The 15739-nt window shown below is 62.8% G+C and carries 14 protein-coding genes and 1 pseudogene; 5 read left to right on the top strand and 10 right to left on the bottom strand.

Annotated elements, in window-relative coordinates; genetic code table 11:
* Positions 1–191 precede the first annotated feature (191 nt).
* Positions 192–1511: an MFS transporter gene (locus ACE04F_RS07590; RefSeq protein WP_486105652.1), complete on the top strand. Its 1320-nt coding sequence runs from the start codon at positions 192–194 to the stop codon at positions 1509–1511.
* A 158-nt stretch (positions 1512–1669) separates the two neighbouring features.
* Complete coding sequence (locus ACE04F_RS07585) at positions 1670–2290, top strand: flavin reductase family protein (protein WP_486105651.1); 621 nt, start codon at positions 1670–1672, stop codon at positions 2288–2290.
* A 100-nt stretch (positions 2291–2390) separates the two neighbouring features.
* On the opposite strand, the gene ACE04F_RS07580 is transcribed toward ACE04F_RS07585, so the two are convergent.
* Both ACE04F_RS07580 and ACE04F_RS07575 read right to left on the bottom strand, forming a co-directional pair.
* Complete coding sequence (locus ACE04F_RS07580) at positions 2391–2624, bottom strand: hypothetical protein (protein WP_434569659.1); 234 nt, start codon at positions 2622–2624, stop codon at positions 2391–2393.
* 41 nt (positions 2625–2665) lie between these two features.
* Positions 2666–3019: a putative quinol monooxygenase gene (locus ACE04F_RS07575; protein ID WP_305496474.1), complete on the bottom strand. Its 354-nt coding sequence runs from the start codon at positions 3017–3019 to the stop codon at positions 2666–2668.
* 327 nt (positions 3020–3346) lie between these two features.
* Between ACE04F_RS07575 and ACE04F_RS07570 the strand changes: the two genes are divergently transcribed.
* The gene (locus ACE04F_RS07570) at positions 3347–4276 is read left to right on the top strand and encodes an AraC family transcriptional regulator (RefSeq protein WP_486105650.1); all 930 of its coding nucleotides are present in this window, start codon (positions 3347–3349) and stop codon (positions 4274–4276) included.
* A 154-nt stretch (positions 4277–4430) separates the two neighbouring features.
* Here ACE04F_RS07570 and ACE04F_RS07565 read toward each other — a convergent pair whose 3' ends face one another.
* The 6 genes from ACE04F_RS07565 to ACE04F_RS07540 all read right to left on the bottom strand — a co-directional run bounded on the left by ACE04F_RS07565 (position 4431) and on the right by ACE04F_RS07540 (position 11814).
* Positions 4431–5486 carry an ABC transporter ATP-binding protein gene (locus tag ACE04F_RS07565; protein WP_486105649.1) on the bottom strand — a complete coding sequence of 352 codons (1056 nt, stop codon included), beginning with the start codon at positions 5484–5486 and terminating at the stop codon, positions 4431–4433.
* Between the two features lie 15 nt (positions 5487–5501).
* The gene (locus tag ACE04F_RS07560) at positions 5502–6350 is read right to left on the bottom strand and encodes an ABC transporter permease (protein ID WP_486105648.1); all 849 of its coding nucleotides are present in this window, start codon (positions 6348–6350) and stop codon (positions 5502–5504) included.
* Complete coding sequence (locus ACE04F_RS07555) at positions 6347–7255, bottom strand: ABC transporter permease (RefSeq protein WP_486105647.1); 909 nt, start codon at positions 7253–7255, stop codon at positions 6347–6349. The genes ACE04F_RS07560 and ACE04F_RS07555 overlap by 4 nt, the downstream gene beginning before the upstream one ends.
* Positions 7256–7411: 156 nt before the next feature.
* Positions 7412–8515 carry an ABC transporter substrate-binding protein gene (locus ACE04F_RS07550; RefSeq protein ID WP_486105646.1) on the bottom strand — a complete coding sequence of 368 codons (1104 nt, stop codon included), beginning with the start codon at positions 8513–8515 and terminating at the stop codon, positions 7412–7414.
* Between the two features lie 216 nt (positions 8516–8731).
* Complete coding sequence (locus tag ACE04F_RS07545) at positions 8732–10180, bottom strand: aldehyde dehydrogenase family protein (RefSeq protein WP_486105645.1); 1449 nt, start codon at positions 10178–10180, stop codon at positions 8732–8734.
* Positions 10177–11814, bottom strand: a complete 1638-nt coding sequence (locus ACE04F_RS07540; protein WP_486105723.1) for a 5-guanidino-2-oxopentanoate decarboxylase — start codon at positions 11812–11814, stop codon at positions 10177–10179. The genes ACE04F_RS07545 and ACE04F_RS07540 overlap by 4 nt, the downstream gene beginning before the upstream one ends.
* 160 nt (positions 11815–11974) lie before the next feature.
* Between ACE04F_RS07540 and ACE04F_RS07535 the strand changes: the two genes are divergently transcribed.
* A complete protein-coding gene (locus ACE04F_RS07535; protein WP_486105644.1) occupies positions 11975–12856 on the top strand; it encodes a LysR substrate-binding domain-containing protein in 882 nt (293 codons plus the stop codon).
* A 9-nt stretch (positions 12857–12865) separates the two neighbouring features.
* On the opposite strand, the gene ACE04F_RS07530 is transcribed toward ACE04F_RS07535, so the two are convergent.
* Together ACE04F_RS07530 and ACE04F_RS07525 are read right to left on the bottom strand one after the other, a co-directional pair.
* A complete protein-coding gene (locus tag ACE04F_RS07530; protein ID WP_486105643.1) occupies positions 12866–13885 on the bottom strand; it encodes an alpha/beta fold hydrolase in 1020 nt (339 codons plus the stop codon).
* A 135-nt stretch (positions 13886–14020) separates the two neighbouring features.
* Positions 14021–14623, bottom strand: a pseudogene (locus ACE04F_RS07525) (5-methyltetrahydropteroyltriglutamate--homocysteine S-methyltransferase); the annotation flags it as partial.
* Positions 14624–14798: 175 nt separating this feature from the next.
* On the opposite strand from ACE04F_RS07525, the gene metR reads away from it, so the two are divergent.
* On the top strand, positions 14799–15716 hold the full coding sequence (metR, locus tag ACE04F_RS07520) for a transcriptional regulator MetR (protein WP_072395284.1): 918 nt from the start codon (positions 14799–14801) through the stop codon (positions 15714–15716).
* The last annotated feature ends 23 nt before the right edge of the window (positions 15717–15739 follow it).

Below are 15739 nucleotides of genomic sequence, written 5' to 3'. Positions count from 1 at the left end.
GCCGCCCGATACATCACAGAATAAGCGGATTCCCGCCCACCCCCGCGGACACAATAAGCGGAATTCCGCTCACCCCGTCGCCGTCAACCCGTCTAAACCGGCCCTCCGCCACCTGGCACAGCTCCTGCTATAGCCCTGGCAGGCTGCGTTCACACGCGCTCCACAAAAACAATTAAACGAAGGATCCTTCAATGGATAACTCCAACGCCCTGCCCATTGGGTCGGCCGCCGTGCCCGCCCGTGAAAGAACCACCGCCAGCCGGATCAAATCGATCTTCAGCGGCTCGGTCGGCAACATGGTCGAGTGGTACGACTGGTACGTCTATGCCGCTTTCTCGTTGTACTTCGCCAAAGCCTTCTTCCCCAAGGGCGACACCACCGCCCAACTGCTCAACACTGCCGCGATCTTCGCCGTCGGCTTCCTGATGCGCCCGATCGGTGGCTGGCTGATGGGCCTGTACGCCGACCGCGCCGGCCGTAAACGCGCGTTGATGGCCTCGGTGTACCTGATGTGCTTCGGCTCGCTGATCATCGCCCTGAGCCCGAGCTACGAAACCATCGGCGTCGGCGCGCCGATCCTGCTGGTCTTCGCCCGCTTGCTCCAAGGCTTGTCGGTGGGTGGCGAATACGGCACGTCGGCCACCTACCTGAGCGAGATGGCGACCAAGGAACGACGTGGTTTCTTCTCCAGCTTCCAGTACGTGACCCTGATCTCCGGCCAGCTCATCGCCCTCGGCGTGCTGATCGTGCTGCAGCAAGTCCTCACCACCGAGCAGCTGTACGCCTGGGGCTGGCGCATCCCGTTCGCCATCGGCGCGCTGTGCGCGGTCGTGGCGCTGTACCTGCGTCGCGGCATGGAAGAAACCGAGTCGTTCACCAAGAAGGAAAAAGCCAAGGAAAGCGCGATGCGCACCTTGATGCGTCACCCCAAGGAACTGCTGACCGTGGTCGGCCTGACCATGGGCGGCACGCTGGCGTTCTACACCTACACCACCTACATGCAGAAGTACCTGGTGAACACCGTCGGCATGAGCATCTCCGACTCCACCACCATTTCCGCCGCCACGCTGTTCCTGTTCATGTGCTTGCAACCGCTCATTGGTGGGCTGTCGGACAAGATCGGTCGCCGGCCGATCCTGATTGCCTTCGGCATCCTCGGGACGTTGTTCACGGTGCCGATCCTCACCACCCTGCACACCATCCAGACCTGGTGGGGCGCGTTCTTCCTGATCATGGCAGCGCTGATCATCGTCAGCGGCTACACCTCGATCAACGCGGTGGTAAAAGCCGAGCTGTTCCCCACCGAGATCCGCGCCCTCGGCGTCGGCTTGCCCTACGCCCTGACCGTATCGATCTTCGGCGGCACCGCCGAGTACATCGCGCTGTGGTTCAAGAGCATCGGCATGGAAACCGGCTACTACTGGTACGTGACAGGCTGCATCGCGGTATCGCTGCTGGTCTACATCACCATGAAAGACACCCGCAAGCATTCGCGGATCGTGACGGACTGATGTCCAAACCGTAGCAACAGAAGGGGCTGACCTTGCCAGGTTCGCCCCTTTTTGATTGGACTGATCCCGTTCCCACAGATTTTTGTGGTGCTGACAAAACGGGCTGATCGCTGCACTATCCTCGGATTCCCTTTCAAGCACCGGACGTTCACATCTCCATGCCCGATGACATCCACTTCTACGAACCCGCCAACGGTCACGGCCTGCCCCACGATCCGTTCAACGCGATCGTCGGTCCACGGCCGATTGGCTGGATTTCTTCTCAGGACGGCGAAGGCCGCCTGAACCTGGCGCCCTACAGTTTCTTCAACGCGTTCAACTACGTTCCGCCGATCATCGGTTTCTCAAGTGTCGGGCGCAAAGACAGCCTGAACAACATCGAGCAGACCGGGGAGTTCGCCTGGAACCTCGCCACCCGCCCGCTGGCCGAGCAGATGAACCAGAGCTGCGCGATGGTCGCGCCAGAGATCAACGAGTTCGAACTGGCCGGTCTGACGCCCGCCCCGTCGCGGGTGATTCAGGTGCCACGCGTGGCCGAGAGCCCGGTGTCCTTCGAATGCAAGGTCACCCAGATCATTCAGCTGCAACGTGCCGACAAGGCGCTTGTACCGAGCTGGCTGATCCTCGGCGAAGTGGTCGCCGTGCATATCGCCAGATGGCTATTGAAGGATGGGGTATACGACACCGCCGCCGCCGAGCCGATTTTGCGTGGCGGCGGGCCGGCGGACTATTTCCAGCTGGGGCCAGAGGCGTTGTTCAGGATGCATCGCCCGAAGTAAGACCAGCGCGGTCCCCCGTGGCGAGGGAGCTTGCTCCCGCTGGATGCGTCAGCATCCCTACGGTGTCCTCGCCACAAGAGCAATACTCGGAAATGCCGACTTACCAGATCAGGCCGCCTTCGCCATCGACACCCTGCAGGTGAGTCAACTGCTGGGCAGCCGCTTCATCGGCTTTGAAAGCGGTCTCGAACGTCTGCTCTTCGAGCACTTTGTTGAAGCGCGGCTTGTCGGGACTGCCGATGGCCTTGGTGGCAATGGCTGCGTAGTAGCCGCCACCCTCCTTGGGAACGACAGCGGAAACAGCTTCAAAAGTTTCAAAGGCTTTGCGTGCCATAGTGCCCATCCTGGCGATTGGAAATGACCGTCATTAAACCTTCAACCGGCCAGTTTGTGTACCTTCGCCATGCACCCTTCGGTCGCCTTGGCAGCAGACACTTCGCGAAAGGTATGGAAATCCAGGCTGCTCACCACCAGGTCCTGCACCAACTCGGCGAAGATCGCCATCGCCGGGGAATTGAAGTAGGCCTCCATCGCCTGCTGGTGGGTCCACAACCCGGACACCAGCCACAAGTCGGCATCGCATTGCGATTGCTGCAAGGCGAAGTGCAGGCAACCGGGAGCTTGCCGCGACGGGGTGATCAAGGTACTCAGGCGCGCACCCAATTGCTGGCTGCAGCCGGCTCGTGCCCGCACGAAAGCCATGTGACTGACGGGGATCTGTGTAGTCATGTTCAACCCTCCCAGGTGATCCGTTGTGCAGCCGGGGACGGGCTGCGACAGGATCAAAGGTTAAGCGCCGCGACGCCAGCTTCGTTAGTCGATTCCTGCCGACCCATTGCACGATCCTGCCCGCAGATGTCGCCGACCTGGCTTGGAACCGACACAAACAGCGCAACTTGAAACAAAAGGTTTCAAGCAAGTTTCGAGCAGGTTGCACCGTCCCGATCCGACATGCCGTGCAGGATCAGGCAAGCTTTCAACAGGATGTTGCTACCGCTGCGCCTTGCACAAATTTAAGCTGCGTCCATCGCATCCCTATCATCCGAGGATTTCGGCATGTCGCCACTCGATCACGCCCACGTCCCGCTGGACACTTACCTGGAACAACAGCGCGCCGAGCTGGCATCGATCATCGAGCGCAATACCACCGAAGACGGCAGCTACGCCACGGCCATCGGCTCGCTGCACCTGTCGCGCCACAGCCAGCCGCATAAATTTGCCCCGGTGCTGGCCCAACCGGCGCTGTGCATCATGGCCCAGGGCAGCAAGCAGGTGCGCCTGGCAGACGAACTGTTCAACTACGATCCGTTGCACTACCTGGTGGTCTCGGTCTCGATGCCATTGAGCGGGTGCATCGCCGACGTCTCGCCCGAACAACCGATCCTGGCGCTGCGCCTGGACATCGACCCGGCGGAAATCACCGCGTTGATCGCCGACGCCGGCCCCCTGGGCGTACCGACCCGCCCCGCCGGTCGCGGCCTGTATGTCGAACGCCTGGACACGCCGATGCTCGATGCCGTGCTGCGCCTGGCACGGTTGCTGGACAGCCCGAAAGACATCGCCATGCTCGCGCCACTGGTGCGCCGGGAAATCCTTTATCGCCTGCTGCGTAGCCCGCAAGGCTACCGGCTGTATGAAATCGCCATTGCCAATAGCCAGAGCCATCGCATCAGCCAGGCGATCAAATGGCTCAACGGCCATTTCGAACAGCCGCTGCGCATCGACGACCTGGCCCGGGAAGTCAACCTCAGCGTCTCGACGCTGCACCATCGTTTCAAGGCCATGACCGCCATGAGCCCGTTGCAGTACCAGAAGCAACTGCGCCTGCAGGAAGCCCGCCGGCTGATGCTGGCCGAAGGGCTGGAAGCCTCGGCGGCAGGGTATCGGGTGGGTTATGAAAGCCCTTCGCAGTTCAGCCGTGAGTACAGTCGCTTGTTTGGCGCCCCGCCGCTGAGGGATCTGGCGCGGTTGCGGATGACTGTTTGATCTGAGATTTGTGTAGTTCCTACCGGCCTCTTCGCGAGCAGGCTCGCTCCCACAGGGGATCCCTGGTGTACGCATGTAGGGCGTTCACCACAAATCATCTGTGGGAGCGAGCCTGCTCGCGAAGAGGCCAGGAGATGTACCTCACCCCTTGAATTCAGGCTCCCAACACCCGACACGCCTGCGCAGGCACCGTCACCGACACTGCATGCCCGATGCCCAGCTCCATGCCCTGGCACGGCGTGCTCAGCGCCGTGAACGAGACGCCGGAACATTCCACCGTGGTCTCGATGGTCGCCCCGATGTCTCGCACGAACAACACCTTGCCCAGCAACCGGTTACCCGCCGAGGCCTGGGGCGATGACAGCTGCACGTCTTCGGGACGCACCAGCAACTTGATTCTTTCCCCAGGGTTGACGCCAAGGCTGGCCGGTACTTCGAGCGTGTCCCCACCCGGCAGCCCGACCCGCCCGTTGCCCAGGGAAGTCGCCGGGAATATGTTGCCGGAACCAATGAAATCGGCGACGAATTCATTGGCCGGGTGCCGGTAGATCTCGATCGGCGTGCCGACCTGCTGCACGCGATGTTCACCCAACACCACGACGATGTCGGCCATGGTCATGGCTTCGCGCTGGTCATGGGTCACCAGGATGGTGGTGATGTTCAGGCGCTGTTGCAGTTGGCGGATTTCCACTTGCATCGACTCGCGCAACTTGGCATCCAGGGCCGACAGCGGTTCGTCCAGCAACAGGATTTTCGGGCGGGCGGCGATGGCCCGGGCAATCGCCACGCGCTGGCGCTGGCCGCCGGAGAGTTTCGCCACCGGCCGGTCGATCATCGCCTGGAGTTGGATCAGCTCCAGCAGCTCCACCACCCGCGCCTGTTGCTCGGCCTTGCCCACGCCCCGCAGCTTAAGCGGGTAGGCAATGTTCTCACCGACGGTCATGTGCGGGAACAGCGCCAGCGACTGGAACACCATGCCGAAGTTGCGCAGGTGTGCCGGGGTGTGGCCGATGTCTTCGCCATCCAGGCGGATTTCTCCGCCGCTGAGGCTTTCCAGACCGGCGATCATGCGCAGCAGGGTGGTCTTGCCGCAGCCTGACGGCCCGAGGAAACACACCAGCTTGCCCTCGGGCAGATGCAGGTTCACGTCCCTGACCGCGCAGGCCGAGCCGTAGTGTTTCTCGACGTTTTCCAGTATCAGTCCAGTCATGTCTTCACCTCGAAATCAAAAGGAAACGCCGCCCTCGCCCACCAGTTTCTCCAACGCCCAGATCAGCACGAAGTCGATCAGCACGATGAGCACGGCAAACGAAAAAACGGTGGGGTCCAGCGACGACACGGTGCGGCTGTACATCCAGATCGGCACGGTCATGACATCGATGGTGTAGAGGAAATAGGTCACGGTGAATTCGTTGAACGAGACGATGAACGCCAGCAGCATCCCGGCGAGAATCCCCGACTTCATCAACGGCACCACCACGTCGAAGATCGCCCGTCGCGGTGTTGCCCCGAGCATACGGGCGGCCTCTTCGACTTCGCTGCCGATGCCGAGCATGGCGGCGGTGCAGTTCTTCACCACGAACGGCAGGGCGAGGATCACGTGGGCAATCACCAGCCGCGAGGTGGTCATCTGGAACGGCAGGCTGTCGAACACCAGCAGCAATGCCAAGCCGAGCACCACCATGGGAAACACCAGCGGCAGCGACATCAGCTGCAGCGCCACGGCCTTGCCACGGAACTCGCAACGGGTCAGGGCATAGGCCGCCGGCACGGCGATCAGCGTGGCGAAGATCATCGTCAGGCAGGCCACCAACAGGCTGGTGCCCATGGCCTGGCCCAGGCTCAGCACATCGCTGGCGTCCGGCGAAACGAAGGTGTGCCAGGCCGCCCGGTACCATTGCAGGCTGTAGCTGCTCGGTGGAAAGTCCAGGTTCGCCGCCCCGCTGAAGGACATGACGATCATGGTCAGAATCGGCAGCACCGCCAGCAGGAGGATGAAACCTGAGAGCAACCCCGGCACGCGTCCGGTTTCACCGGGCAACAACCCTTGGCGTTTTTTACTCATTAAGCTCATTGCGAAGCCTCCAGCATCCGCCGACGACGGCCAGTGAAATACTCGGAAAGGGTCATGATCAGCAGCGTTGTGACAATCAGCACCACACCGGCGGCGGACGCGGCGGGCCAGTTCATCAGCGGAGCAATCTGATCGTGGACCATCACCGCCAACATCGGCACCCGTCGACCACCCAACAACAGCGGCACGACAAAGCTGCTGGCGTTGTAGGCAAACACCAATGTCGCGCCGGTGATGATCCCCGGCAGGCTCATCGGCAGCACCACTTGGCGGAATACCTGGAAACGGCTGGCGCCGAGGGTGGCGGCGGCCTCTTCATAACTGCGGGCCACACCGCGCATCGCACTGGCGATGGGCAAAACGGCCAGCGGAAATGCGGTCTGGACCAGGCCCATCAGCACGCCGTTCTGGTTGTAAAGCAGCATGAGCGGACGCCTGATCAGGCCCAGGCCCATCAATGCCTGATTGAGCATCCCGGCAGGACCGAGGATTACCAGCCAGCCATAGCTTTGCAGCAACAGGTTGACCAGCAACGGCAACAGCACCGCCGCCAGGAACACTCGTCGCAACAACGGCGAGGCCAGGCGCGACATGGTGTAGGCCACGGGAATCGCCAGCAGCACGGCGATCACCGCGCTGATCAGCGCCAGGCGCAAGGTCAGCAGCAGGGACTTGAGGTAATAAGGCTCCAGCAACTGCCCATAGCTGGCGAGGCTGAAGCCGCTCCATTCCGCGCCCTTGGTGCCAACGCTCATGCGCAGCACCAACAGGCTGGCGGCGACCAGCACGCCGAGAAACAGCATCGACGGCGCAAGAAAAAACCACCCGCGCGCAGTCGGCGAAAGGCTGCGCCGAGAACGCGCCGGCACAGCGCTTGGCGAATGGATCAACGGTTGGTGTTCCATGGCAAGGTCTCGTCAGTGGAAAACGACAGAACAAACAATCTTCAGATACGCCAATTCCCTGTGGGAGCGAGCTTGCTCGCGAAGGCGGCATCGCAGCCAACCTCCCCATCAACTGACCCACCGCTTTCGCGAGCAAGCCAGCTCCACAGGGGGAACTCAGGAAGAGACGATTTCCGTGTACCGGCGGATCCACTGGTCATGCACCGTCGCGAGGAAGGCATTGTCGTGCATGATCGCCTTGTCGGCGATTTGCTCGGGCGTGAGGATGTACGGGCTCTTGCGCGCTTCGGCGGAGATGATGGCCTTGGCGTTGACCGGGCCGTTGAAGATATCCTCGGCCATCTTGCCCTGCACCAGCGGGTCGAGGGAGTGGTCGATGAAGGCGTAGGCCAGGTCGGTATCGCCTGGGCGATTTTTCGGCATGACCGAGAGCATCAGGTCGGTGTAGAAACCTTCCTTCATACCGAACGTCGCGCCAAGGCCATAGGCCGGGTCGCGGATCTGCCTGGGGAAGAACGCCGGCGCGTACAACCCGCCCATGTCCAGGGAACCGGTGCGGAACAGTTCGGCGATCTGATTGGGGTTTTCCCCCAGGGTCATCACACGATCCTTGAGCTCGGCGAGCTTCTTGAACCCAGGCTCGATGTTGTGTTCGTCACCGCCGGCCAGTTTCGCGGCGATGATGATCAGGTCCATGGCCTCGGTCCAGTTCGGCGGCGGCAGGAAGATATTCGGCGCCAACTCTGCATCCCAGAGCGCGGCGTAGCTGTCCGGCGCCTGTTTCAAGGTGCGAGTGCTGTAGACCAGGCTGTTGCACCACAACAGATAACCGATGCCATGCCCGCCCGCGCCCGTGCGGTATTGCGCCGGCACATCGACCAGGTTGGGAATGCGATTGAGGTCAGGTTTTTCCAGCAATCCGGCGGCGGCCAGGCCCTCGGCGCCGACGCCCGCGAGCGTGATGATGTCGTACTGCGGGCGGTCGCCACCGGCCTTGAGCTTGGCGACCATTTCCGACGTGCTGCCGGTTCGATCAGCGATGACCTTGGCCCCGGTCTTGGCCTCGAACGTCGCGGCGATATTGCGCAGTGCGGCCAACCCGGTGTCATCGGACCAGGTCAACAGGCGCAGGGTCTTGCCGACAAACCGCGTGTCGCTGGCGCGGGCGCTGATGAAAGGCACGCTCATGGCGGCCGCTGCGACCGACACCACACTCGCGGTCTTGATGAATTGACGTCTATTCAGATCATGCTCGCCCATGGAGGACTCCCTTTGTTCTTCTAAGTATGAGGTGGGTAAAACCTGTTGCGCCCGCACCGTCCGACGACGGCCAAAGCCCCATACTGCAAGGGCTTCGCCGCTGTCTGCGGCCATCCTGAGGTTGTGCAAAATCCCTGACTATCGAAAAAAACTCATTGAAGCCATGTCCGTGGCGCATGCCTTTTTTCGACGCATGCGTGACCGAATAACGGGCCTTCAGACGGCCCGGATCACGTGCTTGATTTCCTGGAACGCCGCCAGCCCCCAAGGCCCCAATTCACGGCCCAGGCTGCTCTGCTTGTAGCCGCCCCAAGCGGCCTGGGGGAAAATCACTTGCGGTGCGTTGATCCACACCAGCCCCGCCTGCAAGGTGTTGGCGACCTTCCCGGCGGCCTCGGCATCGCGGCTGACCACGCTGGCGACCAGGCCGAAACGACTGTCGTTGGCCAGGGCAATCGCCTCCGTTTGGGAGCAGAAACTGCGTACACACAGCACCGGCCCAAAAATCTCTTCACACCACAACGCACTGTCCAGGGGCACGTTGGTGAAGATGGTCGGCTGTAAAAAAAAGCCGCGCGATAGATTCGCAGGTCGCTGGCCACCGCACACCAGCGTCGCCCCGGCGCTCAAGCCGCGGTCGATGTGTCCCAGCACCCGCTGGTATTGCGCCTGGTTGACCAGCGCGCCCATTTCCACGTCCGGGTCAAACGGATCGGCCACACGAATCGCCTCGGCGCGCGCCTTGAGCCGTTGCAGGAATTCATCGGCGAGCTCATCCGCCACCAATACCCGAGTGGTGGCCGAACACATCTGCCCGGCATTGAAGAAACCGCCGCCGCAGGCCAGCTCCACCGCCAGGTCCAAGTCCGCGTCGGCCAGTACCAGCAAGGACGATTTGCCGCCCAGTTCCAGGCTCACGCCCTTCACCGTTTCCGCCGCCCGTTGCATCACTTGCACGCCCACCGCGTTGCTGCCGGTGAAGGAAATCTTCGCCACCCGCGGGTCCGACGCCAGCGGCGCACCAACGGCCAGGCCCGTGCCACAGACCAGGTTGAACACTCCATCGGGCAAGCCGCATCCGGCGATGATCGAGGCCAGTTCCAGCTCCGGCAACGGCGTGACTTCCGAAGGCTTGAGCACCACACAGCAGCCGGCGGCCAGGGCCGGGGCGAGTTTCCAGGCGGTGGTGACCATCGGGAAATTCCACGGCACGATCAAGCCGACCACCCCGCAAGGTTCGCGGCGGATGCGTGCGCTGAAATCATCGCTGGGCAACGCCAATGGGCTGTCCTGGCGGACGTCCAGTTCTTCGGCCAACCCGGCGTAATACTCGAAGGTCGCGACCACATCGTCGACATCGATGGCTGCTTCGAACAGCGGCTTGCCGTTGTTGCTCGATTGCAAATGCATCAGCCGCTCACGAGCATCCCGCACGCCAGCAGCGATACGGCGCAGCAGCGCGCCACGCTCGGCACCCGAGGTGCTTGACCATGGGCCTAACGCCTGGGTAGCGGCCGCCAAGGCTTGATCGACGGCATGCTCGTTGCCGCCATACACCGTGGTCAGCAGTGCCTCGGTCGCCGGGTTGATCACTCGCAACGGTTGATCGCCCGCCAACCATTCCCCGTTGATGTACAGCCCGTCTTGCGTCGTAGGGAAATTCATTTCGCCACCTGCGCCATCCAGTTCGCCTGATCAATTTCGATCAGCGTCGGACCCTGCCGATCGCAAGCAGCGCGTAATGCAGCGTGCAGTTGCGCGCCGCCGTCGACGGCTTCGGCAGCGCAGCCCAAGGCCTTGGCGACACCGATGAAATCCGGCGTGTAGATGTCCACGCCCACCGGCTCGATGGCGCGGTTGACCATGTATTTCTTGATCTCCTCGTAGCCTTGGTTATTCCACAGCAGCACGATCACCGGGGTGCGCGCTTCCACCGCGCTGGCCAGTTCCGGCAGGGTGAACTGCAAGCCGCCGTCGCCAATCAGGCACACCACAGGCGGGCGACCATGACCGTTGTCGACACCGCCAAGCCAGGCACCGATCGCCGCCGGCAACGCATAGCCGAGGGTGCCGTACCCCGTGGACGAGTTGAACCAGCGGCGCGGGCGTTCAGGATTGAAGGTGAGGTTGCCGGTGTAGACCGGCTGGGTGGAATCGCCGACGAAAACCGCTTCGGGCAATGCCTGCAGAATCGTCTCGAGGAACAGCGTCTGGGCGCGGGTCGGGACGTCCCATTGCTGATCGAGTTCAACCCGCAGCCGTTCGACACGAACCGCGCCCCAATTGCCGTCGCCCGCGCCGTGCACGCGACGGCTCAATGCCTCGAGCAATGCCTGGGCGGCACTGCGGGCGTCGGCCACCAGCGCCAGTTTTGGCGGGTAGTTGCGCACGGTCTGGTCGGGGTCGATGTCGATGCGCAACAACGCGCCGGGAATCTCGAAGCCACCCGCGAAAGTGACATCGTAATCGGTCTCGGCCAGTTCGGTGCCGATCGCCAGCACCACGTCGGCTTCGGCCACTAGCGCACGGGTGGCGACCAGGCTTTGGGTCGAGCCGATCAGCAACGGATGGCGAGACGACAGCAGGCCCTTGGCATTGATGGTCAACGCCACGGGAGCGCCGAGACGTTCGGCCAGTTCGGTCAGTTCGCCCCCGGCGTCGAGCGCCCCGCCTCCGGCAAGAATCAACGGCCGCCGGGCCGTCGCCAGCAGGGCAGCCATTTGCTCGACGGCACTGGGCGCGGCTCCGGCACGGCTGATATTCACCGGCGTGCTGCCAAGCAAGTCATCGGCCTCCTCCACGAGCACATCCAACGGTATCTCGATGTGCACCGGTCGCGGCCGCCCGGCCTGGAACAAGGCAAAGGCCCGGGCCAGCACGGCCGGCAATTCGGCAGCCGACATCAGCGTATGGGAAAACGCCGCCACACCGCCCACCAGCGCGCCCTGGTTCGGCAGCTCATGGAGTTTGCCGCGCCCGCCGCCCAGTTGACTGCGCGACTGCACGCTGGAGATCACCAGCATCGGGATCGAATCCGCATAGGCCTGGCCCATGGCGGTGGTGATGTTAGTGATGCCCGGGCCGGTGATGATGAAGCACACGCCCGGCTTGCCGCTGACCCGGGCGTACCCGTCGGCCATGAAACCGGCGCCCTGCTCATGGCGCGGCGTCACATGGTGGATGCTCGAGCGAGCCAGCCCGCGGTACAACTCGACGGTATGCACGCCGGGAATGCCGAACACCCGCTCCACGCCATAGCCTTCGAGTAACTTGACCAATACTTCGCCGCACGTCGCCATTGCCATTGCCTTTTTTCTTGTCTTCAAAAGAGCCCCGCACGTCACTGGCGGGCCCCTTTTGTTCTGAGGGAGTGGCGTTATTGGAACGGCCAGGCTGTAGCGGCAACAATGGATAAAAAGTCATACTAGCCATGTCCTCAGGTCATGGCTTGGATCCCAAATGAAACGACTCCCTCCGCTGCCGACGCTGCACACGTTTCTGATCACGGCCCAGTGCTGCAACTTCACTCGGGCCGCCGAACAGTTGCACATCACCCAAGGTGCGGTGAGCCGGCAGATCGCCGGGCTGGAAGATCATTTGGGGTATGCGCTGTTCCAGCGCCAGGCGCGCGGCTTGAGCCTGACCGCCGAGGGCCAGGCGTGGCTGCCTAGGGTGCAGCAAGTGTTCAGCCTGATCGGCGAAGCGGTCGAGCAGATCGGCGAGAAGCGCCAGACCCTCCAGCTCAAGGCCCCGACCTGTGTCATGCGCTGGCTGTTGCCGCGCCTGTTGCAATGGCAGAGGGAGCGTCCGGACGTGCCGGTGGAACTGACCACCACGGTCCGGCACGGCGTGGATTTTCAGCGTGAGGCATTCGACGCTGCGGTGATCTACGGCCCGCCGCCCGACGCCTCGCTAAACTGCCTGAACTTGTTCGACGAACAGCTGACACCGGTGTGCTCGCGTCCTTTACTGGAAGGTCCGGTTCCGTTGGACTCACCCATCGATCTGCAACAGCATCTGCTCCTGCACCCCACCGCCGACGAGCGCGACTGGAACGCCTGGCTCGCCGAGGCCGGCGTCCATCTGAAAAACCTCAGCAAGGGCCAGCATTTCGAAACCCTGGACCTGGCCATGTCGATGGCGTCCCAAGGCACGGGCGTGGCGATTGGCGACTGGTCGCTGATTGGCGACGACCTCAGCGCTGGCAGGCTGGTCGCGCCGTTCGAATTGAAGGTCAGGACCGGGCTCGGTTATCACCTGGTGTACCCGCGCAAAGCCCAGGTGTCTGGCCAGTTACAGGAACTGATGGAATGGCTGGTGGAGCAGGCTCACCGACGCTAGCCTTGAGGATCAAAGCAGATTCGGCGCCTGCGCCGGCTCGACCTGCGCCCAGTGCGAGGTGTCTTCGCGGTGCTGCTGCAAATAGGGCAACACCGCGCCCAACAGCGGTTCCTTGAAAGCCTCCTGGAAGCGATGGGCCAGGCCGGGGATCAGCTTCAACTGGCTGCCGCGGATGTGCGCCGCCAGATGCACACCATGCATCACCGGCAGCAACGGGTCGGCGGTGCCATGGACCACCAGGGTCGGCACCTGCAATTGATTGAGCAGCGCCACCCGGCTCGGCTCGGCCAGGATTGCCATGATCTGGCGCTTCACACCTTCGGGGTTGAAGGCTCGGTCGTAAGCCACGGCGGCTTGATGCAGCAAGGCCTGCCGGTCATCGACCACCATCGGGCTGCCCAGCGCGGCAAGCAGGTCGGCCTGTTGCTCAAGCGCCACTTCACGATTCGGCGCGCTGCGCCGTGACAGCAGCTGCACCAGCGTCTCACTGGGCGCCGGCAAGCCGGCAGCGCCGGAACTGGTCATGATCAGGGTCAGGCTCTCGACCCGCTGCGGCGCCATCGCCGCCATGTGCTGGGCGATCATCCCGCCCATGCTCACGCCCAGCACATGGAAGTTTTGTACCTGCAGGGCATCCATCAAGCCCAAACCATCGGCGGCCATGTCGGTCAAGGTATAAGGCGCGGCCACCGGCAAGCCAAGCTTGTAGCGCAAGGCTTCGAAGGTCAGGTTGGCAGTGCCGGGGGCCTGGCGCCAAGCGGACAGGCCCACGTCCCGGTTGTCGTAGCGAATCACCCGAAAACCCTGTTCGCACAGCGCCACCACCACTTCGTCCGGCCAATGGATCAACTGACCGCCCAGTCCCATCACCAGCAGCAGCGCCGGATCCGAAGCACGGCCGATGCTCTGGTACGCCAGGCTTACCTGGTCCAGGTCGACCCGTTGGGTCGCGACATTGACATCACAACGAGAAGCCGCCAACGACGGCAGGCCGCACAACAACGCGGCCAGAAAAATGAATACACGCATGAACAAACACCAGAACGCAGAACCCCAATGGAGCGCAAGTCTGATGAAGTTTGTTCAAGCGCGCTGCCACACTTGCGTGACAGTTTGATGAAGATTGCCGAGTGGTTGTCTGAAGCCTTGATCCCCCGTGGCGAGGGTACTGATCCAAAGGTTCTCGCCGAAGCGTTCCCGGGCCGGTCGCAATTGCGCCAGCGCCTGCTCGAGTTCGCAACGCCAGACGTTGCGCCCGTTGACCAGGCCCACCGAGAGGATCTTGTAGGTCGGCAGGCGATCGAGCACCTGGCCGAGTTGTTCCGGCGCATGCACGGCGTCGACGTGCAGACCGTCCACCGGCAGGCCCGCCGCCAGGCCGAGGTTGTCTTGCAGGCCACTGAAACGGGTCGCCAGCAGTTTTTTCAGCGGTGAATACTGAAGGATGTGATAGGCCCGCTCGAAGGCGCTTCGCCAGGCCAGCGGCAGGTCGAGGGTGAGAATCGGCTCATCGATCTGCACCCACTCCACGCCCTGGGCCTGGAGGCGATTGAGGATTTCGCCGTAAACCGGCAACAGGCTTTCCAGCCGGTCGAGCGTGTCGAAATCGCCGTCCTTGGCCTTGCCCAACCACAGGTACGTCAGTGGGCCGATGATCGCCGGCTTGACCCGATGCCCCAGCGCGTGGGCTTCGTCGATCTCGTCGAACAGCTGCTCCCAGCTCAGGGCGAAAGCCTGCTCAGCGGTAAATTCCGGGACGCGGTTGTGGGCTTGCTGCACGGGGAAGCGATCAGCGCCGATGCGCAGAAAACCAAAGGTTTGGGCCAGGGCCATAATGAGCATCCTTGTGTAAAAGATGGCGCCATTGTCGACAGTCAGGCCCACATGAGACAAACTCAATCTTTTCGTATTGATCACAAGTTTTACTCATGGAGCAACCTCAGTGCTTGAACTCCGCCACCTCAAGACGCTGCACGCCCTGCGCGAAGCCGACAGCCTGGTGGAGGCCGCCGAGCGCCTGCACCTGACCCAGTCCGCGCTGTCCCACCAGTTCAAGGAACTCGAGGAGCGTCTGGGCATGCAGCTGTTCGTGCGCAAGACCAAGCCGGTCCGGTTCACCAGCGCCGGCCTGCGCCTGTTGCAACTGGCGGACGCCACCCTGCCATTGCTGCGCAGCGCCGAGCGGGACATCGCGCGGCTGGCCGGCGGCACCGCCGGGCGTTTGCACATGGCCATCGAATGCCATAGTTGCTTCCAATGGCTGATGCCGACCATCGACCAGTTCCGCGATGCCTGGCCGGAAGTCGAGCTGGACCTGGCCTCGGGCTTCGCCTTCGCCCCGCTGCCGGCCCTGGCTCGGGGCGACCTGGACCTGGTGGTCACTTCCGACCCGCTGGAGCTGGCGGGCATCACCTACGTGCCGCTGTTCACCTACGAGGCGATGCTCGCGGTGGCGAACCAGCATCGACTGGCGGGCAAACCGTACATCGTGCCCGAAGACCTGGTCAGCGAAACCCTGATCACCTACCCGGTGGAGCGCGACCGGCTGGACATCTTCACCCGTTTCCTGGAGCCGGCCGACATCGAACCGGCCCAGGTTCGCACCTCGGAGCTGACAGTAATGATGATGCAACTGGTCGCCAGCGGCCGGGGCGTCTGCGGCATGCCCCACTGGGCACTGCATGAATACAGCTCACGGGGCTACGTGAAGGCCAAGCGGCTGGGAGAGAAGGGTCTGTTCGCCACGCTCTATGCGGCGGTGCGCACCGACATGCTCGATGCGCCGTATATGCGCGATTTCTTGCTGACGGCCAAGGACACATCATTCTCGACACTCGACGGCGTCAGTGCCGTGCGCTGACCGCTTTTGTGGGGGGGGGGGGG

This window comes from Pseudomonas sp. AGC41 (assembly GCF_057334555.1).
The sequence above is the reverse complement of the archived record's forward strand: the minus strand, read 5'-3'. Positions and strand labels throughout refer to the sequence as shown.